Source organism: Actimicrobium sp. CCC2.4, assembly GCF_034347385.1.
Lineage (GTDB): Bacteria > Pseudomonadota > Gammaproteobacteria > Burkholderiales > Burkholderiaceae_D > Actimicrobium.
The window spans coordinates 394,727-418,473 of the sequence record NZ_CP133777.1; the positions used below are offsets into that span (position 1 = coordinate 394,727).

Here is a 23,747-nt window from a genome sequence, read left to right on the forward strand (position 1 = left end):
GCAACATGTAAAAACCAGTCCGATGCATCGGATACGATCTTATTGTGTACCACCGCAACCGGATCAGCGTGATTCCGGCTCTTTCCTTTCCTCCCAAGGCTGCATCATGAAATCATCCCTGTCCTTTACCGTACTGCTGGTCCTGGCCGGTTTATCTTCCGGTGTTGCGCGCGCCGGGGAAATCAACCTATTCGAGCAGCGCGATTTCGGCGGACGCGCGGTGGCCCTGCGCGAGACGACACCCAGCCTGAGCCGCTTCGGTTTCAATGATCGGGCCTCCAGCATCGTGGTGCGTGGCGGGCGCTGGGAAGTTTGCAGCGATGATGATTTCAATGGCTTTTGTGCGGTCCTGGAACGCGGCGATTATCCGCGGCTCGATCCGCGCCTCAATGAGCGGATCTCCTCGGTACGTGAGGTTGGTCATCGCCGCCATGAAGACAATGACGAACGTCACGACGAGCGCTGGCAGCGTGGTTGGCAGCAGGATCGGCAGCAGGGCCAGCAGGACGACAGTGCCAGCGTGGTGCTGTTCTCGGAAGAGGGCCTGCGCGGTCGCAGTCTGCCGGTTGCCGGCGATGTCGGTACGCTGGTCGATGCCGGATTCAATGATGCGGCCGCGTCGATGGTGATCCGGCGTGGTGTCTGGGAGCTGTGTTCCGACCGCGATTTTCGTGGCCAGTGCCGGATACTCGGACCGGGCGAGTACCGCCGTCTCGAACCTGCGCTGTACCGGTCGATCACCTCGATGCGCATCGCGCAGCGGGATGTCCCCGGAGCCTATGTGCAGCGCGGCAGTGTCGAGCTGTACACCGCGCCCGATTTTGGCGGCAACCGGTACGTGCTGAACCAGGATCTCGACAACTTCAGCAATGGCGGCTTCAATGACCGGATTGCGTCGTTCGCAATTACGGGCGGTCAATGGGAAATGTGCGTCGACGCCGGGTTTCGCGGGCGCTGCGTGGTGTTCGGCCCGGGCCGGTATGCCAATCTCGGACAGCTATCGAACCAGCTGTCGTCGATGCGGCGGGTAGACTAAGCGGCTCGGACACAAACAGAAAAGAGGATGTTGTCGATGACGGGTTTATCTGGAATTAAAAAGTGGTGCGCGTTGCTGGTCTGTGGTGTGCTGACAGCGGCTGCCCATGCTGCACCCGACCTGGCGGAAAGCACCTTGCAGGCGAGGTACGCGCAACTGGCTCCGCGGCTGGCGGACAACCAGTTCAAGCGTCCGGTCGTACTCGATTCGATCGCAGCACCCAATGCCCTGAAGGGCGACATTTACGCGCTGGTTGATCATCCGTTTGGCGAGGTCAATAGCTTGCTCAACGGCCCGACACGCTGGTGCGACGTGCTGATCCTCCACCTCAATACCAAATATTGTCGTCCGACCACCGACGCCTCCGGAACCATCCTCCATGTCAGCGTCGGCAAAAAAACCGAGCAGACCCTCGATGAGTCCTATCAGGTCGATTTCGTCTACCGCAAGGGCGTGCATACGCCGACCTATTTCGATACCCGGCTCGATGCAAAAAACGGGCCGCTGGGCACCAGTAATTACCGCATCGTTCTGGAAGCCGTACCGGTGTCCGGCAACAAGACCTTCCTGCATCTGACGTACTCGTATGCATTCGGTTTCACCAGCAAGATGGCGATGCAGGCTTATCTGGCCACTGCCGGCAGCGACAAAGTAGGTTTCACCATCGAGGGCAAGCAGTCCGACGGGCAACCGGACTACATCGGCGGCATGCGCGGGGTAGTCGAGCGCAATACGATGCGCTATTACCTGGCGATCGCGGCTTACTTGAATGCGCCGGCGGCCGATCAGATCGACATCCGGTTACAGGCATGGTTTGCCGCCACCGAAGACTATCCGTTGCAGTTGCATGAAGTCGAACGTCGCGATTACCTGGCCATGAAATACCATGAAATTGCCCGCCAGAAAGCCCCTCAATAAACGGGAAGTAGTCCGTTTCGTCAAAAAGAGCCTGGCCCCGTCCGTCTCGTAATGCCATTGTCACAAACGCAGGTTACTGTGTGGTTCTTAAAAGCAACTTAGAGGGTGCTAAGCCGCTCTCCAGCCATGAAGAACTTCCAGCTAAATATTGCGACCCGCCTGATTCTGTCTTTTCTGGTGGTCCTGTTTGTGATGCTGGTCATCACGGCCGTGTCAGTGTGGCGTTTGCAGGCAGCCCATCAGATGACGGATTACCTGGTCAATCGCAAGCTCGCTAATCAGCTACAGGTGGCTGACTGGCTGGGGGCGTCCAGCCTCAACGGCGTGCGGGCCATCGCGATTGCCAAAAGCGATAGCCTGGAGCTGGAAGAGTATTTTGCGGCCAAAGTCACCGCTGGCGATGCGGACATCAAGGCGTTCTCCGCGGGCATGCAGCTCAGCGCCACGACGGCGGAAGAAAAAGCCGAGCTGGCAACGATAGACCGGCTCCAGGCCAGCTATCTGGCTACCCGTGACGAGGTATTCCAGCTCAAGGCCGTGGGTAAAACGCAGGACGTCGAACAGCAGGTCAAGGCGCGGATGGAACCCGCCCAGGCGGCGTTGCTGAAAGGAATACGCGAACTGCTTGATAGCCAGAAAACCCAGGCGCGCCAGATGGCTGCAGACAGCGACCAGCTGTATCAGAACAGCTTGCTGCTGCTCAATGGATTAGGCGCACTGGGAATCCTGATTGCCGCGCTGGCGGCCTGGCTGCTGATCCGTACGCTGGTGCTGCCGCTCCGGCATGCTGTCACCATCGCGGTCCGTGTTGCCAGCGGCGACCTCACGGTCGAGCCCGATAGCCGGCGTACCGATGAAATCGGCACCCTGCTCCAGTCCCTGCAGCAGATGACGGCGAGCCTTGCTGGCACAGTCGGCGACGTGCGTCGCGGCATCGTTGCCATCGACGCGACCGCGCAGCAGATGGCGCAGGAAAATAGCCATTTGTCGGATCGGACCGAGTCACAGGCGGGCGCATTGCAGGAGGCGGCCACGTCGATCGAGCAACTGGCGGCGGCAGTGCGGCAAAACGCCGCCAGTGCATTGCAGGCACGCACGCTGGCATCATCAGCGGCCGGTCATGCGTCGCGCGGCGGGCAGGAAATCGCGCAGTTGATGACAGCAATGACCAGCATCGTGGCTGGCTCGGGACGGATGGGCGACATCATCAGTGTGATTGATGGCATCGCGTTCCAGACCAATATCCTGGCGCTCAATGCGGCCGTCGAAGCTGCGCGTGCCGGCGATCACGGGCGCGGCTTCGCCGTGGTGGCTAGCGAAGTGCGGGCGCTGGCACAGCGCTCGGCTGCGGCGGCACGTGAAATCAAGGGATTGATTGCACTATCGGTCGAGGGGGCCACCATCGGCAGTCGCAATGTCCAGAGTGCCGGCCAGACCATCGCCGAGATCGTTGCGTCGTCGCAGCAAGTTGCCGGACTGATTAACCAGATCACTGATGCCAGCCATCAACAGCAGTTGGGTATCGAGCAGGTCAACCAGGCAGTGGCCGCGATCGATACCGCGACGCAGCAAAACGCCCTGCTGGTTCAGGAAGCGGTCGCGAACGCCGATGCACTGCGTCAGCAAAGCGAGCAGTTGCGTGAGGCAATTGGCTTCTTCAACGAGCCATCCTTGCAGGTCGAGCGGCCATTGCGGCCACGCTTGCCGGTACTCCTGGCCGGTTGAGGCATCGCGCGTCACCGCGGCGGCAACTGCGCCCGCCAGCGGGCCAGATAGGCCATGATGGCCGCCGGACTGGAGATTTGTGGATACGAGTGCGGGATGATTTCGCCTTTCGGCGCGGTCTGCCGATCACGTAATTCCCAGCTGGTAATGAGCTTATCGGAGAGCCGGAATGCTTCGTCGAACGAATCGCTTTTTGGCAGTGATTCCTTGAAAAAAGCGCGCCCGAAATACGTGAAATCATTATCGTCGGCGCAGCCAAACGAGCTACGGTCTTGACGCGCCGCCGTGATGATCAGCGTACGGTCATCCTTGAGCGGCGCAATGAACCCGCCGGCATAGCAGGCTGACACCACCACCACCTTCCAGCGAATCTGTTGTTGCTTGAGCAGCAGTGCCAGTTCGCTTGCCTGCAAACCCGGCAAATCCATCCCGAACTGGCCCAGCACAAGCTCATGGCTTGGCGTGCCGTGGCTGGTGAGGAACAGGAACAGGATGTCTTTTTGCCGGTCCATGCGGCCGGCGATCGATTGCAAGGCGGCACGCAGGCTGGTGCGGGTCGCCATCGGCAGCGTCGACACCGTATTGCGGCTGTTGATCAGCATGATCGAGCGGCCGCGTGTGCCGAAGTCACGATCGAATTGCTTGCGCACGAATTCGACTTCGCGCCGGAATACTTCCTGCGTGCCGTCGCCGGCAACGCCCAGAAAATACATGCCGATGCGCTGCGGGTCGGTGGGGGCCAGCGTCGCCAGCGCCTGGTCCAGCAGCGGGCGCTGCAGGTACAGTGCGGCCTCGACTTGCCGCTCGATCAGGGTTTGTTCGGCATCGCTTTGTGCAACAGCGGCTGCAGTCGTCGACAACAGCGAGGCGCATAAGAAAAATCGGAGGAAAAAAAGTGGCATTGCGCATTGGCCCGAAGGAATCTGGATGACTGAACCTTACCAGATCAATCGGGCGCAACGGTGTCGCAACTGGCGTGTCAGGCCAGCTTGTTCAGTCCTGTGATCGCATAGCCCTTGTTGTTGATCTGTTGCTCGGCTTCATCAATCGCATACGTCGAGTTGGCCTGCTGGTCGTTCAGCTCCATGCCTCGCGCGACATCGGCCCATTCGGTGTTGATGACTTCTTCCGGGATGACCTTGCCTTCAGGCACGGCGAGATAGGAGAGGTGGCCTTCAGGTTCTGCTCGTTGGTATAAATCGATGCGCATGGTGTGTCCTTGTTGACGTGGGTGTTCGAGTCTGACTCCCGTGACGACAAAAGGTTGCCTTTACTATTTACCGGATGGCCGGGGCAATACCGACACGACGCTGGCCAAACGCTGACAGCTGTCCAAGTGGCAGTTCAATCCACCGGTGAAACAAGGCACCTGCCAGCAAGCTGCCGATCCAGGCGGTCAGCATGCCCACGCCCTGCCAGAGCGGCGCGGCCGGAGCGAAGTGATAGAACCACGCATTGACCACCAGGCAGACCGGAAAATGAATCAGGAACACCGAATAGGACATCTTGCCCAACCGGTCGATCCAGTCCAAGCGGCGGTCCTGGTTCAAGGCAAGCCCAATGGCACTCCGGTTGATGACCACGAGCGCGCAGGCCAGTACGACAGCCAGCGCGATACGGCTGCGAAAATCCAGCATCAGCGCAATGACTGCCGGCAACAGGATTGCTCCTAGCAGCAGCCGCGCTGTCGCCGGCGAACGGCGCAGGTCACGTGCCCACCAGGCGATCGCGCCGAGTCCGTAGCTACCAAAAAAATACGGTGCCCAGTCATCCCAGGCAGCATCGCGATTGACGACTAGCAGCGACAGCGTCGCCAGCGCCACCACGAGTCCCGGCAACAGCCAGGGAGCCGGACGGCGTGCGGCCAGTCCGCCCGACATCCACAACAGTAGCGTCATCAGGGCGTATAGCTGGAAATCAATCGCCACGTACCACGCGCCTGCCGACAGCGAGGCATATCCCAGCACGCCATGCAGCAACAAGGCATGCGCGGCCAGCTGGCGGATGGTTGGCGGTGCCGAGATTGATGCATGTGTCATCCACAGACTGGCCAGCGCCGATGCCGCAACGGCCAGCAAGGTAGCCGCCAGGAACGGAGGCACCAGCTTCAGATAGCGTCGGCCGATGGTGTGCCACGGGCGCGCGATGCCGGGTGTGCCTGCCGGCGACAAGGACCGTGCCGCCAGAAATCCGCCGGTCACCAGAAACACCTGCACGGCGATGCGGGCATAGTCATCCAGCCAGGCGATCAGCGCCGGCGCAACCAGTTCGACCTGATCGGACATCGGGCCATAAAAGGCCAGGTGATGCAGCACGATCAGTTGCACCGCGACGATCTTCAACAGATCGACTGAGCGGAACTGGCGCGGTGACGTCACATTGTCAACGATCGGGGAGGGGCGCATGCGGGGTTTTCATTAATTGCCAAGGGCGCATGATAGCCGTTTGCAGCGGTCGCCGGTTTATGCAGTCGCAGCAGGCTCCGGCGTCGCGCGCAGCGAGCCCCAGGCATGGGCATATGCCCACGTGAATTCGGCACCCAGCAAAAAAATTTGTGCCGAGTAATACACCCAGACCAGCACGACGACTAGCGAACCGGCCGCCCCGAATGCCGAACTCACGCCGCTGGTGCCGATATACAGACCGATCAGATACTTGCCCAGCGTGAACATGACGGCAGTCACCACTGCGCCGACCAGCACATCGTGCCAGCCGATCTGCACGCGGGGTATCAGTTTGTAGATCAGTGCGAAGACAGCGGTGCTCATGCCAACGCCGAGGGTTATATCGATCAGATTCGCCAGGGTTTCCCACTGCGCAAACAGCGGGCCCCACCAGCGGCTAAGAGCGCTCAGCGCGGCACTGAGCACCAGCGAAATCATCAGCAGGAAACCGATGCCCAGAATCATCCCGAACGACAGCAGCCGTGTACGCAGGACATTGAGTACACCGCTGCGGACCTTGCGCGGGGGGGCGCGCCAGATACGGTTCAGGGCATCCTGCAGTTCGCCGAATACCGTGGTGGCACCAATGAGCAGCAGGACCAGTCCCAGCAAGGTTGCCGGGATGTTGTCGGCCGGCCTGCTGACGCTTTTCAGCAAACCCTCAATGGCGCGCGCACCGGCCTCGCCCATCATCCCTGACAGCTGGCCGGCGATTTCGCCGCGCACGGCATCGGCGCCAAAGACCAGTCCGGCCAGTGAAATGACGATCAGCAGCAACGGTGCAATCGAAAACATCGTGTAGTAGGCCAAGGCAGCACCCATGCTGGGCGCGTAATCATCCAGCCACGAAGTGAAGGTGACTTTCAGCAGCGGGCCGACATCACGCAGGCGCATCCGGGACGCCGCAGGCGGAGGAGGTAGTTTCATGGGCAGGCAAGGGCAGTGTCGGGCAGCTTGCCATGCTGTAATGATCCACACACTTCTGCTATAGGACGGCACCGCGTTGTCATGTAGGACAGCCGGTGGCCTCTACCCGGCGGGAAATTGCGCTGCTTTAAAAAGTCGTTTGTGCGAAGCCGGTATCAGCAGGCGTCTTCGAGTAATTTCAGTGCGCGCTCGGCGGTATCGCTCATCGCCCACAGATAATCGCTTTTGATCTGGTCGTTGTGATTACAGAAATTTTCCAGACCTTCGCCGCTGATGAGCATGGTTTGCGCATGCAGATGGCCGAGCAGCTTGCGTAATTCTTCGTGGAGCGCGGCATGTTGCTGCACCTGGACCATTTTGTTCATCGAGCGTCGGGCCGTACCAGGCAGATCGGTGTGGATCGTACCCGTATCGGACGAGGGGGGCAGCGACTTTTCCGTAGCGGTCTTGGCATCGATCTGGGTCAATACGGCATCGAGATGTTTTGCATTGTTGGGGGTAGTCATAACCGGCTCCTGGGGACTGTGATTGATCGTCGTATCGGTCTTCTTTCATACCGTGAGGACAGTATGGTTCGATGTCACCGAGTCAACAATCCATAAAACAGGGACAGTTTTTTACAGGAATATGCTAGGAGTTTGTCGGGGAATCGCTACAGGGCACCTGGACTATTGGTTACCATGTTCAGGCAATCAGCCCATGTTCGATGGCATAGCGCGATAGCGCGGTATTGCCTTTGAGGCCGGTCTTTTCAAGGATTCTGGAGCGGTAAGTTGTCACCGTACTGGCGCTCAGATGCAGTGCGGCGGCGATCTGCACCAGGCTGTCACCCGAAGCGAGCAACTTCATCACTTCGAGCTCGCGGTCCGACAGTGCTTCGTGCGGAAACCGCACGCCTTCACCCAGCAATTCCGCGAGGCGCTCGACCAGTGCCGGGCTGACATACTTGCGGCCCGCCGCGGCAGTGCGTACCGCATCGATAATGACGGCTGCAGAACTGTCTTTGGTCAGATAGCCGACGGCACCCTGGCGCAACGCGCGTACTGCATAGACTTCTTCGGAGTACATGCTGAACATCAGGACTGCCAGCCCGGGTTGTTCCTGGCGCAGTTGCTTGAGCAGTTCCAGCCCGTTCCTGCCGGGCAAGGCAATATCGACCAGTGCCACGTCGAATACCTGGGCAGCCACCAGTTTCATGGCGGCCTGGCCCGAGTCGGCTTCGCCGGTGACGATGATATCGGCGGTGGTCCCGAGCATCAGGCGCACGCCGCTGCGTACGACGGCATGGTCGTCGACCAGCATGACCCGGATGATGTCAGGTGGCATGAGTAACTCTTGATAAAGGCATCAGGACCGAGACCACGGTACCCGCGCCCGGTTTGCCCGAAATGTGCAGCGACCCGCCAAAATGCCCAATCCGTTCACGCATGCCCAGCAGTCCCCACGACTCTTGCTGGTGAATTTGCGTGGCGCTCACACCGATGCCGTTGTCGCGGATGTCGATGTGCAAGGCATTGCCGGTGCGCCGGATCTGCAGGCTGACCTGCGACGCCTGTGCATGCCGCTGCACGTTCGTCAGTGCCTCCTGCACGATGCGAAACAGAGCGATGCTGCGTTCTGCATCAAGATCGTTATCGATGATTTGCTCGTCGATCTGCAGGTTCAACAGCAGGCCGGCCCTTAGCGTGATGCGCTCGGCCACCCATTCGATCGCACTCCAGATACCCAGTTCGTCGAGCACGCTGGGCCGCAAGTCGGTGATGACCCGACGTACGGTACCGATTGCTTCATCTGCCAGCCGGTTTGCTTCCAGCAGAGACTCGACAGGCGGGTGGCCGGACCGGCTGACCTGGTCCATCGCCACCGCCTGGTACGCTTTGATCCCGGTCAGCAACGCACCCAGCTCGTCATGGATTTCGCGCGCAATGCGCTTGCGTTCGTTTTCCTTGATGTACTCCTGGTGCGCGCCCAGCTTGCGCAGGCTTTCCTGCGTCAGGCGCAAGACCTGCTCGGCTTCGCGATGCTCGGTGATATCGAGCCAGGAGCCGATCAGCCTGACCGGCTTGCCTGCCGCATCCAGCATTGTCCGGTTCCATGCCCGGATATGACGCACCGTGCCATCCTGGCGCAGGATGCGTTTTTCATATTTGTAGTCGCAGCGCTCACGCAGGCAGCGCGCGAATTCGGCTTCCGATTTTTGCCGGTCGTCGGGGTGAACGTAGTGGTGTGCCATGGCCATCGTCGGCACGACAGATTGCGGCAACTCTCCGCAGATCATGAAAATTTCATCGGAGCAGCGCATTTCTTTGCTGGCCATATCGAACGACCAGCTTCCCAGATGCGCCATGCCCTGGGCAATCGTGAGGATGGCGCGCGTATCAACGAGGGCGCTTTCGGCGCGTCGTCGTTCCGCGACTTCCTGATGCAACAAGGCGTTGGCCTGCACCAGCTCGGCGGTGCGCTCCAGTACCCGCTGTTCGAGTTCATCGCGACCGCTGCGCAGCATCTCTTCATTGAGTACCGCCTGCGTGACATCGCGCTGGGTCGAGGCATAAAAATGGTCGCCGCCCTCTGCATCGGATAAGGGATAAAGCCGGAGTTCGTTCCAGAACAGGCTGCCATCGCGGCGATAGTTGCGCATCAGCGTACAGATGGGTTCCCGCTTGCGAATGGCCGCGCGGATCAAGGCCTTGTTCGGTTGCTCGTTATCGTCGTTTTGCAGAAAACTGCAATTCCAGCCGAGTACTTCTTCCTGCGAATAGCCGGTCATCATCGAGAACGCCGGGTTTGAAAAAATAATCGGCGCGTTAGGCAAGCGCATGTCGCAAATCACGATGCCGTCCGTGGTATTGCTGATAATCGCTTCGGCGAACGGCAACTGAAGAACCTCAAACATACTGACCTTGTGGTTGGATTGACTGCGCGATGATGCCGGCAAATAGTGCGCCGGCAGGGGCCCCGGCGCATCGAATCCCGATGATTCCTGACGATCATGAGGTGTCAGCCGCCATCGGTAATGCCCGGAATGTTACTCACCATTAACGCAGGGAGTCTACCACCGGTTGCTTGGCAAGTTGACCAGAGTCACTTAGGCACTCAGGCACTCAGGCGCAAGACCGGCGGGCTGTCATCGGCCAGCCGGAAAATTGCCACGGCGCGGGTCAGTGCCACGGCCTGGTCCTGCAGGCTTTCGGCGGCAGCGGCGGCCTGTTCGACCAGGGCCGAATTTTGCTGGGTCATTTCATCCATCTGGGAGATGGCTTGGTTCACTTCGCTGATACCGGTGCTCTGTTCCTGGCTGGCTGCGGTGATCTCGGCCATGATGTCGGCCACATGTTTGACCGAGCTGACGATCTGGTGCATGGTCTGGCCGGCGTCATCAACGAGCTTGCTGCCGGCATCGACTTTACCGACGGTGTCGGCGATGAGGGTCTTGATTTCCCGCGCTGCGCCCGCCGAGCGTTGTGCCAGGCTGCGCACTTCCGACGCTACCACCGCAAACCCGCGACCCTGTTCGCCGGCACGGGCGGCTTCGACGGCGGCGTTCAGCGCCAGGATGTTGGTCTGGAATGCGATGCCATCGATGACGCCGATGATATCGACGATCTTGCGCGAGCTCTCCTTGATCGACGACATGGTCCCGACCACTTCGCCGACCACACCACCACCCTTGAGCGCCAGATCGGAAGCGGCGATCACGAGCTGGTTAGCCTGGCGTGCATTGTCGGCATTCTGGCGCACGGTCGCGGTCAGCTCTTCCATCGACGACGCGGTCTGTTCCAGCGAGCTGGCTTGCGACTCAGTCCGCGAGGACAGATCAGCATTACCGGAGGCGATTTCCCGCGTTGCCACGGCGATCGTGTCGGCACCATGGCGCAACTGCGTGATGGTGCTGATCAGGCTGTCATTCATGGTTTTCAGGGATTGCAGCAGCGCGCCGGTTTCATCACTGCTGCGCACGGTGATCTTTGCAGTCAGGTCGCCATCGGCCACCCGGCGTGCGATTTTTACGGCGGCGTGCAGCGGCAGCACGATGCTGCGCGTAATGACCACGCCGATACCCAATGTCAGGATCAGCGCCACCGCCGCCAGTGCCGACATCAGATTGCGTGCAATCAGATACGCCTGCGCCGAGTCCTGGCCGGACGCATCGACCCGCTGCAGCTGTTGCTTGATGATCGCGCCCAGGGCTGTCGTGTAGGCCTGTTGGGGTTGGCGGAAATCGCTCATCAGGAAGTCGGCTGCCTGCTCCTTTTTGTACTCGGCGATGGCCTTCATGAATTCGGCCTGGCCAAGCAGATATTTGTCGCGGGTCGTTGCTAGCGTGCCGAGCAACTGCTTGTCTTCCGGGCTGACCAGCAGCGCCGCAAGCTGGCGGGTATTGTCGGCGATGAGTTTGTTGGCACCGGTCACGATACCGGCTTCGATCTTGACCTTGCCCGGATCGAGCAGGAACAGCGTGTTGCGCATCGCCTGCTCGCCGCGATCAACGGCGCCCTGGATCTGGTAGGCCAGCAGCACGGTAGGTACCTGATCCCGTGTCAGGTGTTCGGTGGCTTTGTTCAGCACGCCGAGGCTGGTCAGACCGACCGCTGCAACGGCCAGCATAAGGACCAGTCCAGCGCCAAAACCGATCGACAAGCGGGTGCCGATGCGCAAATTGGATATCTTCATTGTGTTGTCTCCGAGCTTTTTTATGGTGAGTTTGCTTTCGCTCGGGACCGACTATAAACGAATTTTTGCCGTACTCAGTAGCAATCGGCTGCGTACGCCGGGCCATCGTCCGGCTATGATTGGCACCCTGTTAACAGTTGATGACGGAGTAACAATGTCCCAGCCGCACCTCGAGCACGCTACTTCGGTGCCGCATATTTTCGACCGCGCCATCGCTCTTCAGCCACAAGCCAACGGCACCTGGCACGGCCATACCAGCACCGATTACGCCAACATGATCGGTCCCTTCGGCGGCGTCACGGCCGCGACCGCCTTGCAGGCTTTGCTGATTCAGCCCGAACGGCTGGGCGATCCGGTGGCGCTGACGGTCAATTTTGCCGGTCCGGTGCGCGACGGCGGGTTCGAGGTGCGGGTGCGTTTGATGCGCAGCAGTCGCAGTACCCAGCACTGGTCGGTCGACATGGTTCAGGGCGACGATTGCGTGATCAATGCGATTGCGGTGTTTGCATTGCGCCGGCCGACCTGGTCGGCCACCGAAATCGTCATGCCGGAGGTAGTCGCGGCAGACACGCTGACGCCGGTTGGCGACATCATGGGAGTGCGCTGGCCGCAATGCTACGACATGCGCTTTGCCCGGGGTGGCTTGCGCGGTGTCGATGGGGCCGGCGACAACCCGGACAGCCTGACCCACTTGTGGATCAACGACAAGCCGCCGCGCCCGCTGGACTTTGCCTCGCTGACCGCAATCTGCGACGCCTTTTTTCCGCGCCTGTTTTCGCGTCGCGCGCAGATGGTACCGATCGGGACGGTGTCGCTGAATATCCATTTCCATGCTGATGCAGCGACACTCGCGCAGCAGGGCAGCGCGCCGGTGCTGGGCGTGGCGCAGGGACAAATCTTTAATCTGGGGTTTTCGGATCAGGTCGCACACGTCTGGAGTGCGCAAGGCCGGTTGCTGGCAACCAGTCAGCAGGCTGTCTGGTTCAAGGAATAAATCGGTCGCAATCAAATCGCGAGCAATTTGATTGCACGCGATTTGATTGTGACCGATCTAACCGAAGCGTCGCAACGCATCCAGTGCCAGCCCGGCACCGATGCTGCCAAACAGGTCGCCTTCGACCTGGCGGGCATCGGGCACCAGTCGGGCAATGCGCTGGCGCAGCGAGCCGACTCCGCTGGAACCCCCGGTAAAAAACACCGTATCGACAGCGCTGGCGTCGACCCCGGCGGTGCGCAGCAAGTCGGCCACGGTGCTCTCGACCGTGCCCATCAGGCGCGCGATCGACGCATCGAACGCATCGCGGGTGAGCGTCAGTTCTTCGCGCGGTGCCAGCCGGTCCAGATTCAGGATGACTGACTCGGCTTCCGACAACGCGATCTTGCCTTCCTCGACCTGGATGGCGAGCCAGTGGCCGCTGCGTTCGCGAATCACGTCGAGCAGGCGATCCAGCTTGGGACGCTCGCGCGCATCGCGATAAATGTCCTTGAGCTGCAGCCAGGTCTTCTGGGTGTAGGCCAGGTTGATGGTGTGCCAGGTCGCCAGGTTGAAGTAATAGCTCGAGGGCACTTCGCTGTCATTGTTGAGCCGGCTGCCCAGGCCGAGCAGCGGCATCACCGAGGTCAGACTGAGGTATTTGTCGAAGTCTGTACCGCCGATATGCACACCGCCCGAGGCCAGGATATCGCTGCGGCGATCGATCCGGCGGGCCCGTTGCGGCGACAGCCGGATCAGCGAAAAGTCCGAGGTGCCGCCGCCGATATCGGCCACCAGCACCACCTCTTCGCGGTCAATGCGCGACTCGTAGTCGAAGGCGGCAGCGATCGGTTCGAACTGGAACGCGACCTGGCGAAACCCGGCCGCGCCGGCGATATCGCTCAGCGTTTGTTCGGCCAGCTGATCTGCTTTAGCGTCACCATCGACGAAGAACACCGGGCGTCCGATGACCGCATGCTGGAACGACTGGCCGCTGGCGGTTTCGGCACGGCGCTTGAGTTCGCCGATGAACTGGCCCAGCAACATCCGGAACGGCAGGGCGCGTCCGAGCACTTCGGTCTGGCCATCGATGAGGCCGGTACCGAGCAGGCTTTTCAAGGAGCGCATCAGCCGGCCTTCGTACCCGGCCAGATAATTGGCCAGTGCGGCACGGCCATAGCTGACCTGCTCGTCTTCCGCATTGAAAAATACCGCCGAGGGCAGCGTCAGCTTGTCGTCTTCGAGCGCCAGCAGTGCGCGATGTCCGGGGCGGACCACGCCGACCGTGGAATTGGAGGTGCCAAAATCGACGCCACAAGCATTCGCCATGAACTTACTTTCATCAACCGGAAAAGGGCCGCAGATCATAGTCGAACGCAGACTGAAAGTCTTGCCCTAATTACGCTTGCAGCGCGCGCGCCAGCGCTTCCGGCTGAACCGGTTTTTGCAGCAGCACGGCACCGAGCGCCTCGACTTCCAGCCGCATGCCGGCCATCGCATCGCCGCTGATGACAATCGCGCGGATCGCCGGCCAGCGCGCCAGGGCAGCCTTGACGACGTCGGTGCCCGTGATGTTCGGCAAGCGGTGATCGCTGATGACGGCATTGAACTGCATCGCCGGATCCTGCAGCAAGATCATGGCCGCCTCGCCCGAGGCCACGCCGGTGACCCGGGCACCCCACTGGTGCAACAGGATGGTGGTCACTTCGGCGACCAGCGGATTATCTTCGACCAGCAGGATGCGTCCGGTGTAGTGCGCGTCGGTGCGGGCGACTGCCAGACTGCCGGTGGCGCCGGTCGGATACGGCAGGCTGACCGTGAAGATCGAGCCGGTCCCCGGAATTGATTGCAGCGTGACCGGATGCGCCAGCAATTCGCTCATGCGCCGCACGATCGCCAGGCCCAGGCCGAGTCCCTTGTTGCGGTCGCGCTCGGGGTTGTCGAGCTGGATGAAGTCGGTGAATACCACCTCCTGTTTGCCGGCCGCGATGCCGATGCCGGTATCGGCCACCACGACGAGGATGTGCTGGCCGTCGTCGTGGGCATGCACTTGCACGCTGCCTCCGGCAGGTGTGTATTTGATGGCGTTCGACACCAGATTCTTGACCATACGACCGAGCAGTTGGCCATCGCTCTGAGCGGTTAGCGTGGTCGACATGATCTGCAGGCGGACCTCTTTCTGGACAGCAAAACCGCGAAATTCTTCGCCCACTTCATCGAACAGCGCAGCCAGACTCACGGTGGCCAGAACCGGTTGTATCAACCCCGCATCGAGTTGCGAGACATCGAGCAGCGTGTTGAGCAAATTGGACAGGCTGTGCACCGAGCGGCCTATCCGTGCGATGTGCGGGGTGTCGGCGTCGGCCGGGTGCCGCGCCTGCATCACCGCCACGGCCATCGACAGGGCGTGCAGCGGCTGGCGCAAGTCATGGCTGGCGGCGGCCAGGAACTGGGTCTTCGAGCGGTTGGCCTGCAGGGCGGCATCGCGAGAACGGCGCAGCGCCTGTTCGTTACTGGCGCGGTCGGCTTCGCGCAACTGCAGCGAGGTAGCCATCGCATCAAAGGCGGTGGCCAGGCGCGCTATTTCGACCGGCGAGCGGCGCAATTTACTGCGCGCCGTATAGTCGCCGCTGCTCCAGCGCCGGGCGGCATCGAGCAGCGATTGTAGCGGTCGCTCGATGGCGAAGCGTGCGATCAGCCAGGCGATGCCGAAGGCCGCCAGTATGCCGATCACCGCTACCGTCAGCGCACGTGTCAGGGCGCGGTTGGCGGGCCCCATCGCTTCTGCGGCATCGATGCCGACCATCACGCCGATGCCCTCGGCCGACGAGGCGTTGGGCATGAAGCCAAAGAACCCCTCGGTCTGGCTGATCGGATCGCGGCTCATTAGCACCACCGGTTTCGCGGCCTCGAAAATGCGTTGCCATTGCGGCGGTACATGCGTCCCGGTTTGTGTGTGCTCCGGCAAGCGGATCAGGATGGCACCGGTCCGGTCGACCACTGTCAGCGTGTGTCCCGGCGAGAGCGGATTGCGGGCCAGATGCCTGGCCAGCCAGTCGACGCTGAGCGAGGCGAACACCACGCCTTGCGCGCGATCGAGCTGGTCGCGTGGTAACGGATAAGCGAAACCGAGTGCGCTTTTGCCGGTCTCCTTGCCAACCATCAGGTCGCCGACGGCGAACTTGCCGGTCTCCAGCGATCGCTTGAAGTGGGACCGGTCGGCATTGTTCAGCGACCGGGGCGAAAACGGTTTTGCGTAGCAGTACACGTCGCCGCGCGTATCCGAGACACCGATCGATAGCGAGCCGGGAAACTGCGCATTAAGGGTCGCGAGATAAGCATTGCAGCCGGCCGCTTCCGGGCGGATTTGCGTGCTGTTGGCGATGGCCAGCAGGAACTTATGCATGCCGGCGGCAATCTGTTCGAGTTCACTGGCGACCAGTTTGGCTTCCATTTGCACCGAGCGTTGCGCTTCGATGCGGCGCTCCTGGCGCAGCATCGTCTGGTTGTACACCTGGGTTGCCAGCACCGGAACGATGCCTGCCATCACCAGAAAAAAAAGCCGCATTCGAAGGGTCATTGCAGCCTGTTCCTGGGTCGGGGTGCCGCATATACGGCAAGCCACCATAATAGATTCCGGCAGGCTTGAAAAGAGTAGAGGTGATCGCTCGCGCAGGGTGATCGAAAGTAGAATCCGGATTTTTTGAAGGAGGCCGTACCGATGACGCTGCCCCGCTGTGCCTGGGTACCCCCCGGTAATCCCCTGTACGTCGCCTATCACGATGACGAATGGGGCGTGCCGTGCCATGACGAGCGACGCCTGTTTGAAATGCTCAACCTCGAAGGCGCGCAAGCCGGCTTGAGCTGGTCGACCATCCTCGGCAAGCGCGAGACTTACCGGCTGGCCTTCGATGACTGGGATGCACACCGGATCGCGCGCTACGATGCCGATAAGGTGGCGCAGTTGCTGGCCGATCCCGGCATCGTGCGCAACCGGCTCAAAGTCGCCGCCGCCATCACGAATGCCCGCGCCTATCTGCGCTTGTGCGACGAGGCGGGCGGGCTCGACGCTTATCTGTGGAGCTTCGTCGGCGGCGTGCCGGTGCAGGGCGGGATGGTGCCGGCACCGACCAGGACGGCGCTGTCGGACCGGATCTCGACAGACCTGCTCAAGCGCGGTTTCAAGTTTGTCGGAACGACGATTGTGTACGCGTATCTGCAGGGGATAGGTGTGGTCAACGACCATGCGCCGGATTGCTATTTGCATGCCGGTGGCGCGCCTGGCATATCCTCTTGCGATGCCTGAAATCCTTCCCCTCGTCGATGACCGCTGCGTTGTGCTCGATACCTGCTTTGGTACCGGTGAGGCCTTCCTGCGCCAGTGCCAGTCCTCGACGCGACCGCTGCATTACCTGGCCTTCCTCGCACAGCCGCTCACGGCGGACCAACTGGCTGGCCAGCCACATGCCTTGCGCGCGGCGTGGCCGGATTACGTGGCCGGTTTTCACCGCTTGCTGCTCGACGAAGGGCGCATCAGTCTGACGCTGATGATCGGCGACCTTGCTACCTGCCTGTCGCAATGCGTGGCGCAAGTCGATGCATTCCTGGTGGATCCGCTGGCCGCAGGCACGGTAGCGCGACGGTTGGCCCGGCTGGCCGCACCGCACGCAAGTCTGCACTTGTCGGCGGCGTCACCGGTGGCGGCACTCGAGCAGGCCGGCTTCCTGTTTTCGTCGCCCTTGCAGGCTACTTATCAGCCGCGCCGGCCGGCCGGCAAGACACCCGCCACGGCCCGGCGTCACGCCATCGTGCTCGGCGCCGGCCTGGCCGGTGCGGCGATCTGCGAACGGCTGGCAGCGCGTGGCTGGCGTCTGACGCTGCTGGAGCGTCACGCGGATGTCGCGCAGGAAGCCTCCGGCAATCTGGCCGGGATCGTGATGCCGGTCTTGTCGCAAGACGATAACCTGGCGTCCCGTCTGAGCCGCGCGGCCTATCTGTTTGCGGTAAGACGCTGGTCGGCGCTAGCGCAACCGCTGTTCGACGGCGAGCGCTGCGGCGTGCTGCAACTGGCACGCGATGCCGGTCACGCGGCGGCGCAGCAGCGCATCGCGTTACGCTGGCAGTATCCGGCCCGCTATGCGCGCTGGCTCGACAGCGCCGAGGCTGGCGATTTGCTCAATTGCGAGACGCCGCAAGGCGGCTGGCTATTTGCGCAAGGTGGCTGGGCCCATCCGGCGGGTGTGTGCCGCGCGCTGCTGGCGGCATGCGGTGAACAACTGACGGTGCGCTACCAGCAGGCAGTGACAAGCTTGCAGCGCGCCGGTGACGACTGGCAATTGATTGACGCCGACGGCGTTGTGCTGGCGCAGGCACCCACGGTGATTTTTGCCAATGGCAATGGCGCGACCGGTTTCGCGCAACTGGCCGGCTTACCGCTGCAGGCGGTACGCGGACAGGTCACGCATGTCAGTGCACCGGCCCCTTCTGCGCCGGCGCTGGTGGTTTGTCGCGAAGGGTATCTGACGCCGCCGGTGCAGGGTGTGCGCTGCGCCGGTGCGACTTACGACGTGGACGACGACCTGGCCTTGCGTTGGTCCGGCCAGCACGACAATCTGCAGCGGGTGCAGGCGATGCTGCCCGGCATATGGCCCGATGCATCCGGCTTTGCGCTGGCGGGCCGGGTCGGGTTTCGCTGCGTGGCGCCGGATCGTTTGCCGCTGGTGGGAGCGCTGCCGGTCACGACCGCCACCGGCCGTGTCGAACGCTTGCGCGACGTGCCGCGCTGGCCGGGATTGCATGGCTTGCTGGGTTACGCGTCGCGCGGTTTGATCTGGGCACCGCTGGCAGCAGAATTACTGGCGGCGCAGCTGGAAGGCGAACCCTTGCCACTCGAAAGCGATCTGGCCGATGCGCTCGATCCGGCACGATTCAGGTTGAAGGCCTTGCGTCAGTCATCCGGGTGATGGGCACGACAAACCGTGCGCTCAATGCAAAACGGACCGCGATGCGGTCCGTTTTTAGTTACTGCGGCAGAGAATTACTTCTTGGCGCGAGTCGCTTTTTCTGTAGCTTGTGTGAACTGCTCGGTTGCCGAATTAACGTTGGCTTCCATGGTTTGCACGGCTTGCTTGGTGGTTTTGGTCAGTTGCTCGTAACCGGCGTTGGCGTTGCTGATGACCGATTTGACCATCGCAACCATGTTCTCTGAGCCGGCTGGTGCGTTCTTGCTCACATCGTCAACCAGTGCCGATACTTTACGGCTGGTTTCGGCGATCTGGGCTTCGGCAGCGCGGGTCAGTTCAGCTTGTGCGCTGGAAGCGATGCTGGCGACGTGGCGGCTATAAGCCTGGGCTTTTTCGGCGCTTGGTTTGGCTTGTGATGTGGCCAGTGCGATGAATTCTTGCGGGTCTTTGGCAGTCATCAATTGCTTGGCGTTGCTGGTGTTTTCTTCCAGCGTGCTTTTAGCTGCTGCCAGGTTCAGTTCAACCAGCTTCTCGACACCTTCAAACGCTTTGCTGGTCATCGTCGTGATCAGGGCAAGTTGGGCTTCGAAGTTGGCTTTGGTTGCGGCGGAAAATTGTTCTTGGAATGAAAACATGTGAATCTCCTGAGGCTGTTGTGAATGGTGGATTCGTCTGCGGAGGAAACTAAAAAATTTGGTGCGCCGCAACAAGGGCTATTTTACGTAGCTAAAACCTGGTGTCAAGCTTTTATTGTGCGGCGCACCAAATTATTTTTTGCCACCAATTGCTCTTTTTGGAGGCCGACTCAGCAGCCCTCGCTCTGCATTCAGCCCGCCGCCGAACGGAACCGGTCATGTCCGATCAAGCTGAATTTCCGCCAGATATGCCCCTATAATCAAACGCGAGACAGACACATCCTTCGACCTACAAAAATCACACAAGGCGAATCCATGAACACGCTTCACTACGCCCATTGGCCTGAGGGCCTGCCGACCCACCTGACGGTTCCTGCCACCAGCGTCTACGTCAACCTGCAAATCAGCGCGCTGCGCTATCCCGACAAACCCGCGATCATTTACTACGATGCGATCCTCATCTACCGCCAATTGCACGATGCGGTACTGGCCCTGGCCGGCTATCTGCAAAATGAGTGCGGCGTGCAGCGCGGCGACCGCGTGCTGCTCGATATGCAGAATTCACCGCAGTGGGTGATTGCCTATTTTGCGATCCTGCGCGCCGATGCGATGGTGGTGCCGGTCAACCCGATGCTGATGACCGAAGAGCTGCGCCACTATGTCGAGGACAGCGGTGCCAGGGTGGTGCTGGCATCACAGGATATTTTTGCGCGGCTTGCCCCGCTAGTGGGCACCACCGGACTGACGAAGGCCATCGTCGCGACCTATTCCGATTATTTGCCGGCACACACTGACCTGGCCGTGCCGGACATGATTACTGCCGCCCGTGACGTGCCGCAGTCACCGGACGTGATCGTATGGCATCTGGCACTGGCTCAAGGCGGCACCTTGCGCGCGCATCTGGCCGGACCGGACGATCTGGCCTGCATGCCCTACACCTCCGGCACTACCGGCAAGCCAAAGGGCTGCGTGCATACCCACGCCTCGGTCATGTTCACGGCGGCCGGCGCGCCCCACTGGGCCACCGCGATGGTGCCGGACCAGGTCACGCTGGCGGTGCTGCCGTTCTTTCATGTCACCGGTATGCAAATCAGCATGAACGCCGTCATCGTCGGCGGTGGCACGCTGGTGATTTTGCCGCGCTGGGATCGTGATGTCGCCGGTCAGCTGATCACCCGCTACGGCGTCACGGTCTGGACCAATATCCCGACCATGGTGATTGACCTGCTATCGAATCCACGCCTGGCCGAATATGACCTGTCGGGCTTGCGCCGGATTTCCGGCGGTGGTGCCGCGATGCCGGCAGCGATCGCGCAAAAGCTGCTCGACCTGACCGGCCTGCATTTCATGGAAGGCTACGGCCTGTCCGAAACCATGGCCTCGACCCACACCAATCCGCCGCAACGCATGAAGCAGCAATGCCTCGGTATCCCGATCTTCAATGTCGATTCACGCATCGTCGACCCGACCACGCTGGCCGAAATGCCGCAAGGCGACGTCGGCGAAATTATCATCCACGGTCCGCAAGTCATGCAGGGTTACTGGAACGATCCACAGAAGACGGCCGACTCGTTCATCGAGCTCGACGGCAAACGCTTCCTGCGTACCGGCGACCTCGGCTACCAGGATGCCGAAGGCTTCTTCTTTTTTACGGACCGGCTCAAACGCATGATCAATGCCAGCGGCTACAAGGTCTGGCCGGCCGAAGTCGAATCGATGATGTACAAGCATCCCGCCATCGAAGAGTGCTGCATCATCGCCTCGCGTGACGCCTATCGCGGCGAAACCGTCAAGGCAGTCGTCGTGCGCAAGCCGGGCAGCGACGCCAGCGCCGACGACATCATGGCCTGGGCGCACGAAACGATGGCGGCCTACAAGGTGCCCAAGCTGATCGAATTCGTCAGCGTCCTGCCGAAGTCGGCGACCGGGAAGGTCATGTGGCGGTCGTTGCAGGAGAAGGAGTTGGCGGGTTAAATGGACCGGGACGTCTGATCTGCCATCCGCCGTGATGCGTAGGGTGCAATAACCGAAGGGCATTGCACCGGATGCACCTGATCCAGTCCGCGTAAAATGACGTTCGATTTCCCGCCGCGTAAAGCCCCCATGACCATCCTCCTCGCCACCCTCAACGCCCGCTACGCCCACGCCTCGCTCGGCCTGCGCTGCCTGCTCGCCAACATGGGTGCGCTGCAAGCCCGGACCGAATTGCGGGAATTCGTCATCGGCACCCGCAGCACCGACATCGTCGAAAAGCTGCTGGCGTCGAATCCACGCATCATCGGCTTCGGTGTCTACATCTGGAATGTCGACGAAACCACCCGCGTCGTCGCACTGCTCAAGCGCCTCGCGCCGCACGTCAAAATTATCCTCGGTGGTCCGGAAGTGTCGTACGAATCGGCCGAACAGGAGATCGTGCAACTGGCTGATTACCTGATCACCGGCTGGGGTGACGTGACCTTCCCGCTGCTGTGCGGCCAGATCCTGAACGGCCCGCAACCGCTGATGAAAGTCCATGCGGGCGTACAGGCCCCGCTGGCCGAATTGCCGATGCCGTATGACCTCTACAGCGCCGAAGATATCGCCCATCGCACGCTATATGTCGAAGCCTCGCGCGGCTGTCCGTTCAAGTGCGAGTTCTGCCTGTCGGCGCTCGACAAGACTGCCTGGCCGTTCGCGCTCGACGGCTTCATCGCCGAATTGGAGAAGCTGCATGCGCGCGGTGCGCGGCTGTTCAAGTTTGTCGACCGCACCTTCAACCTGAACATCAAGTCCAGCCTCAGGATCATGCAGTTCTTCCTCGACAAGCTCGCCGCCTATCCGGACGATCCGGTCTATGCTCACTTCGAAGTCGTACCCGATCATCTGCCTGATGCGCTCAAGGCCGGCATCATGCAATTCCCGCCGGGGACATTGCAGTTCGAGATCGGCATCCAGAGCTTTAACCCCGACGTGCAGGCGCTGGTGAGTCGCAAGCAGGACAACGCCAAGGCCGCAGAAAATATCCGCTGGTTGTGCGAGCACTCGAACGCGCATTTGCACGTTGACCTGATCGCCGGCTTGCCCGGTGAGGACGTTGCCAGTTTTGCGCGCGGCTTCGACCGGCTGGTTGCGCTGCAACCGCATGAAATCCAGTTCGGCATTCTCAAGCGCCTGCGCGGCACGCCGATCATCCGCCACACCGCCGAGTACGGCCTGATCTTCGACCCGGCCCCGCCGTACACCATTCTTGCCACCGACCGCATCAGCTTTGCCGACATGCAGCGGCTGGTTCGTTTCGCGCGTTTCTGGGACATGATCGCCAACTCGGGGCGCTTCGCCAATAGCCTGCCGATGCTGCTGGCCGGGTCGCCATTCGACAATTTCATGCTGCTGTCGGACTGGCTCTTTGCCCGGACAGACGCGACCCACCGGATCGCGCTGGAGCGTCTTGCGGTGCTGGTCGGGCAGTGGCTGGCCGAGCGCGGCATGGACGCCGATGCGGCCAGGGCGCTGGTCGCCAGCGACTACGCCGGGAAGGTGAATTTGCCGCGTCACGGCGCGCGCGTGAAGTCCGAACCCGTCGCTGAAAAGAGCGTGCCGCAACGCCAGGCACGGCACATGGCGGCGTAGTTTTTCCCGCAGCAGGGCGGCCGGTGCCGCCCGTGATACCGTTCCCTCCTTCGCCTTGACCTTCTGCCCGATCCCATGTGCCAACTGCTCGCAATGAACTGCAACGTCCCTACCGATATCGTGTTCAGCTTCACGGGTTTCGCCACGCGCGGCGGTGGCACCGACGAGCACAACGATGGTTGGGGTATTGCGTTTTTCGAGGGCCGCGGGGTGCGCCATTTTGTCGATTACCAGGCCGCGGTGGCGTCGCCGATCGCCGACCTGATCAAGCGCTGTCCGATCAAATCGACCAACGTGATCGCCCACATCCGCAAGGCCACGCAGGGCAGCATCGCGCTGGAAAACTGCCATCCATTCGTACGGGAGTTATGGGGACGCTACTGGGTTTTTGCGCACAATGGCGACTTGAAAGAATTTGCACCGGTACTTGATGGCGCGTTCCGGCCGGTCGGCAGCACCGATAGCGAACTGGCTTTTTGCTACTTGCTGCAGCAACTGCAGCGGCGCTTCGGCGACGCGTTGCCGGCCTTGCCGGAACTGCGTTCGGCGCTCGACGAACTCACCCGCGAGATCGCTGCACACGGCACCTTCAACATGATGCTGTCGCACGGTGAAGCGTTGTTCGCGCATTGCTCGACCCACCTGCATTATCTCATTCGCCAGTACCCGTTTGCGCAGGCACAGCTGTCGGACAACGATGTCAGCGTCGATTTTTCGCAAGTGACAACGCCGAACGACCGGGTCGCGATCATCGTCACCGCACCGCTGACGACCAATGAACACTGGACCCGTTTTGCCGCCGGCGAACTGAAGGTGTTCGTCGACGGCGAGCCTGTTTGATCA

At 61.2% G+C, this 23,747-nt stretch carries 20 protein-coding genes and 1 pseudogene; 10 read left to right on the forward strand and 11 right to left on the reverse strand.

The features are described 5' to 3' along the window. The first annotated feature begins 106 nt into the window (after positions 1-106). From RHM62_RS01870 to RHM62_RS19015, 4 genes and pseudogenes are all read left to right on the forward strand, one after another. Positions 107-1,036, forward strand: coding sequence for a beta/gamma crystallin-related protein (locus tag RHM62_RS01870; RefSeq protein ID WP_322123894.1), 930 nt, complete (start codon positions 107-109; stop codon positions 1,034-1,036). Positions 1,037-1,063: 27 nt separating this feature from the next. Then, positions 1,064-1,954, forward strand: a complete 891-nt coding sequence (locus tag RHM62_RS01875) for a hypothetical protein (protein ID WP_416172283.1) — start codon at positions 1,064-1,066, stop codon at positions 1,952-1,954. Between the two features lie 126 nt (positions 1,955-2,080). Next, positions 2,081-2,845: pseudogene (locus RHM62_RS19010) on the forward strand (MCP four helix bundle domain-containing protein); the annotation flags it as partial. 72 nt (positions 2,846-2,917) lie between these two features. After that, entirely contained in the window at positions 2,918-3,679 is a 762-nt protein-coding gene (locus RHM62_RS19015) for a methyl-accepting chemotaxis protein (protein ID WP_416172309.1), read from the forward strand. A gap of 11 nt (positions 3,680-3,690) precedes the next feature. On the opposite strand, the gene RHM62_RS01885 is transcribed toward RHM62_RS19015, so the two are convergent. The 8 genes from RHM62_RS01885 to RHM62_RS01920 all read right to left on the reverse strand — a co-directional run bounded on the left by RHM62_RS01885 (position 3,691) and on the right by RHM62_RS01920 (position 11,724). After that, entirely contained in the window at positions 3,691-4,539 is an 849-nt protein-coding gene (locus RHM62_RS01885) for a C13 family peptidase (protein ID WP_322123897.1), read from the reverse strand. A gap of 119 nt (positions 4,540-4,658) precedes the next feature. Beyond that, positions 4,659-4,889, reverse strand: a complete 231-nt coding sequence (locus tag RHM62_RS01890; protein ID WP_322123898.1) for a DUF6139 family protein — start codon at positions 4,887-4,889, stop codon at positions 4,659-4,661. 67 nt (positions 4,890-4,956) lie between these two features. After that, on the reverse strand, positions 4,957-6,084 hold the full coding sequence (locus tag RHM62_RS01895) for an acyltransferase (protein WP_322123899.1): 1,128 nt from the start codon (positions 6,082-6,084) through the stop codon (positions 4,957-4,959). Between the two features lie 57 nt (positions 6,085-6,141). Next, complete coding sequence (locus RHM62_RS01900) at positions 6,142-7,017, reverse strand: YihY/virulence factor BrkB family protein (RefSeq protein ID WP_322125291.1); 876 nt, start codon at positions 7,015-7,017, stop codon at positions 6,142-6,144. 188 nt (positions 7,018-7,205) lie between these two features. Then, positions 7,206-7,556, reverse strand: coding sequence for a hypothetical protein (locus RHM62_RS01905; protein ID WP_322123900.1), 351 nt, complete (start codon positions 7,554-7,556; stop codon positions 7,206-7,208). 178 nt (positions 7,557-7,734) lie between these two features. After that, positions 7,735-8,376: a response regulator transcription factor gene (locus RHM62_RS01910; protein WP_322123901.1), complete on the reverse strand. Its 642-nt coding sequence runs from the start codon at positions 8,374-8,376 to the stop codon at positions 7,735-7,737. Further along, complete coding sequence (locus tag RHM62_RS01915; RefSeq protein WP_322123902.1) at positions 8,366-9,946, reverse strand: PAS domain S-box protein; 1,581 nt, start codon at positions 9,944-9,946, stop codon at positions 8,366-8,368. The genes RHM62_RS01910 and RHM62_RS01915 overlap by 11 nt, the downstream gene beginning before the upstream one ends. Before the next feature lie 200 nt (positions 9,947-10,146). Continuing rightward, positions 10,147-11,724: a methyl-accepting chemotaxis protein gene (locus RHM62_RS01920; RefSeq protein WP_322123903.1), complete on the reverse strand. Its 1,578-nt coding sequence runs from the start codon at positions 11,722-11,724 to the stop codon at positions 10,147-10,149. A 154-nt stretch (positions 11,725-11,878) separates the two neighbouring features. Here RHM62_RS01920 and RHM62_RS01925 point away from each other — a divergent pair, with 154 nt between their 5' ends. Continuing rightward, positions 11,879-12,718: a thioesterase family protein gene (locus RHM62_RS01925; protein ID WP_322123904.1), complete on the forward strand. Its 840-nt coding sequence runs from the start codon at positions 11,879-11,881 to the stop codon at positions 12,716-12,718. A 57-nt stretch (positions 12,719-12,775) separates the two neighbouring features. Here the strand turns inward: RHM62_RS01925 and RHM62_RS01930 are convergent, their stop codons facing one another. Both RHM62_RS01930 and RHM62_RS01935 read right to left on the reverse strand, forming a co-directional pair. Then, positions 12,776-14,026, reverse strand: coding sequence for an Hsp70 family protein (locus RHM62_RS01930; protein ID WP_322123905.1), 1,251 nt, complete (start codon positions 14,024-14,026; stop codon positions 12,776-12,778). A 70-nt stretch (positions 14,027-14,096) separates the two neighbouring features. Beyond that, on the reverse strand, positions 14,097-16,277 hold the full coding sequence (locus tag RHM62_RS01935; RefSeq protein ID WP_322123906.1) for an ATP-binding protein: 2,181 nt from the start codon (positions 16,275-16,277) through the stop codon (positions 14,097-14,099). A gap of 141 nt (positions 16,278-16,418) precedes the next feature. Between RHM62_RS01935 and RHM62_RS01940 the strand changes: the two genes are divergently transcribed. After that, positions 16,419-17,003 (forward strand): DNA-3-methyladenine glycosylase I, encoded by a 585-nt coding sequence (locus RHM62_RS01940; protein WP_322123907.1) that lies wholly within the window; start codon positions 16,419-16,421, stop codon positions 17,001-17,003. Beyond that, positions 16,996-18,660 (forward strand): FAD-dependent 5-carboxymethylaminomethyl-2-thiouridine(34) oxidoreductase MnmC, encoded by a 1,665-nt coding sequence (gene mnmC / locus RHM62_RS01945; RefSeq protein WP_322123908.1) that lies wholly within the window; start codon positions 16,996-16,998, stop codon positions 18,658-18,660. The genes RHM62_RS01940 and mnmC overlap by 8 nt, the downstream gene beginning before the upstream one ends. Before the next feature lie 74 nt (positions 18,661-18,734). Here the strand turns inward: mnmC and phaP are convergent, their stop codons facing one another. After that, positions 18,735-19,295: a TIGR01841 family phasin gene (phaP, locus tag RHM62_RS01950; RefSeq protein WP_322123909.1), complete on the reverse strand. Its 561-nt coding sequence runs from the start codon at positions 19,293-19,295 to the stop codon at positions 18,735-18,737. A 315-nt stretch (positions 19,296-19,610) separates the two neighbouring features. Between phaP and RHM62_RS01955 the strand changes: the two genes are divergently transcribed. The 3 genes from RHM62_RS01955 (at position 19,611) to RHM62_RS01965 (ending at position 23,744) form a co-directional block, all read left to right on the forward strand. Continuing rightward, positions 19,611-21,269 carry a long-chain fatty acid--CoA ligase gene (locus tag RHM62_RS01955; protein WP_322123910.1) on the forward strand — a complete coding sequence of 553 codons (1,659 nt, stop codon included), beginning with the start codon at positions 19,611-19,613 and terminating at the stop codon, positions 21,267-21,269. Between the two features lie 129 nt (positions 21,270-21,398). Next, entirely contained in the window at positions 21,399-22,904 is a 1,506-nt protein-coding gene (locus tag RHM62_RS01960) for a B12-binding domain-containing radical SAM protein (protein ID WP_322123911.1), read from the forward strand. 75 nt (positions 22,905-22,979) lie between these two features. Further along, positions 22,980-23,744 (forward strand): class II glutamine amidotransferase, encoded by a 765-nt coding sequence (locus tag RHM62_RS01965; RefSeq protein WP_322123912.1) that lies wholly within the window; start codon positions 22,980-22,982, stop codon positions 23,742-23,744. The last annotated feature ends 3 nt before the right edge of the window (positions 23,745-23,747 follow it).

Coding starts and splice junctions, on each gene's coding strand:
- RHM62_RS01870 (WP_322123894.1), top strand. CDS start 107: ATGAAATCATCCCTGTCCTTTACCGTACTGCTGGTCCTGGCCGGTTTA.
- RHM62_RS01875 (WP_416172283.1), top strand. CDS start 1,064: ATGTTGTCGATGACGGGTTTATCTGGAATTAAAAAGTGGTGCGCGTTG.
- RHM62_RS19015 (WP_416172309.1), top strand. CDS start 2,918: ATGGCGCAGGAAAATAGCCATTTGTCGGATCGGACCGAGTCACAGGCG.
- RHM62_RS01890 (WP_322123898.1), bottom strand. CDS start 4,889: ATGCGCATCGATTTATACCAACGAGCAGAACCTGAAGGCCACCTCTCC.
- RHM62_RS01895 (WP_322123899.1), bottom strand. CDS start 6,084: ATGCGCCCCTCCCCGATCGTTGACAATGTGACGTCACCGCGCCAGTTC.
- RHM62_RS01900 (WP_322125291.1), bottom strand. CDS start 7,017: ATGCGCCTGCGTGATGTCGGCCCGCTGCTGAAAGTCACCTTCACTTCG.
- RHM62_RS01905 (WP_322123900.1), bottom strand. CDS start 7,556: ATGACTACCCCCAACAATGCAAAACATCTCGATGCCGTATTGACCCAG.
- RHM62_RS01910 (WP_322123901.1), bottom strand. CDS start 8,376: ATGCCACCTGACATCATCCGGGTCATGCTGGTCGACGACCATGCCGTC.
- RHM62_RS01915 (WP_322123902.1), bottom strand. CDS start 9,946: ATGTTTGAGGTTCTTCAGTTGCCGTTCGCCGAAGCGATTATCAGCAAT.
- RHM62_RS01920 (WP_322123903.1), bottom strand. CDS start 11,724: ATGAAGATATCCAATTTGCGCATCGGCACCCGCTTGTCGATCGGTTTT.
- RHM62_RS01925 (WP_322123904.1), top strand. CDS start 11,879: ATGTCCCAGCCGCACCTCGAGCACGCTACTTCGGTGCCGCATATTTTC.
- RHM62_RS01930 (WP_322123905.1), bottom strand. CDS start 14,026: ATGGCGAATGCTTGTGGCGTCGATTTTGGCACCTCCAATTCCACGGTC.
- RHM62_RS01935 (WP_322123906.1), bottom strand. CDS start 16,277: ATGACCCTTCGAATGCGGCTTTTTTTTCTGGTGATGGCAGGCATCGTT.
- RHM62_RS01940 (WP_322123907.1), top strand. CDS start 16,419: ATGACGCTGCCCCGCTGTGCCTGGGTACCCCCCGGTAATCCCCTGTAC.
- mnmC (WP_322123908.1), top strand. CDS start 16,996: ATGCCTGAAATCCTTCCCCTCGTCGATGACCGCTGCGTTGTGCTCGAT.
- phaP (WP_322123909.1), bottom strand. CDS start 19,295: ATGTTTTCATTCCAAGAACAATTTTCCGCCGCAACCAAAGCCAACTTC.
- RHM62_RS01955 (WP_322123910.1), top strand. CDS start 19,611: ATGAACACGCTTCACTACGCCCATTGGCCTGAGGGCCTGCCGACCCAC.
- RHM62_RS01960 (WP_322123911.1), top strand. CDS start 21,399: ATGACCATCCTCCTCGCCACCCTCAACGCCCGCTACGCCCACGCCTCG.
- RHM62_RS01965 (WP_322123912.1), top strand. CDS start 22,980: ATGTGCCAACTGCTCGCAATGAACTGCAACGTCCCTACCGATATCGTG.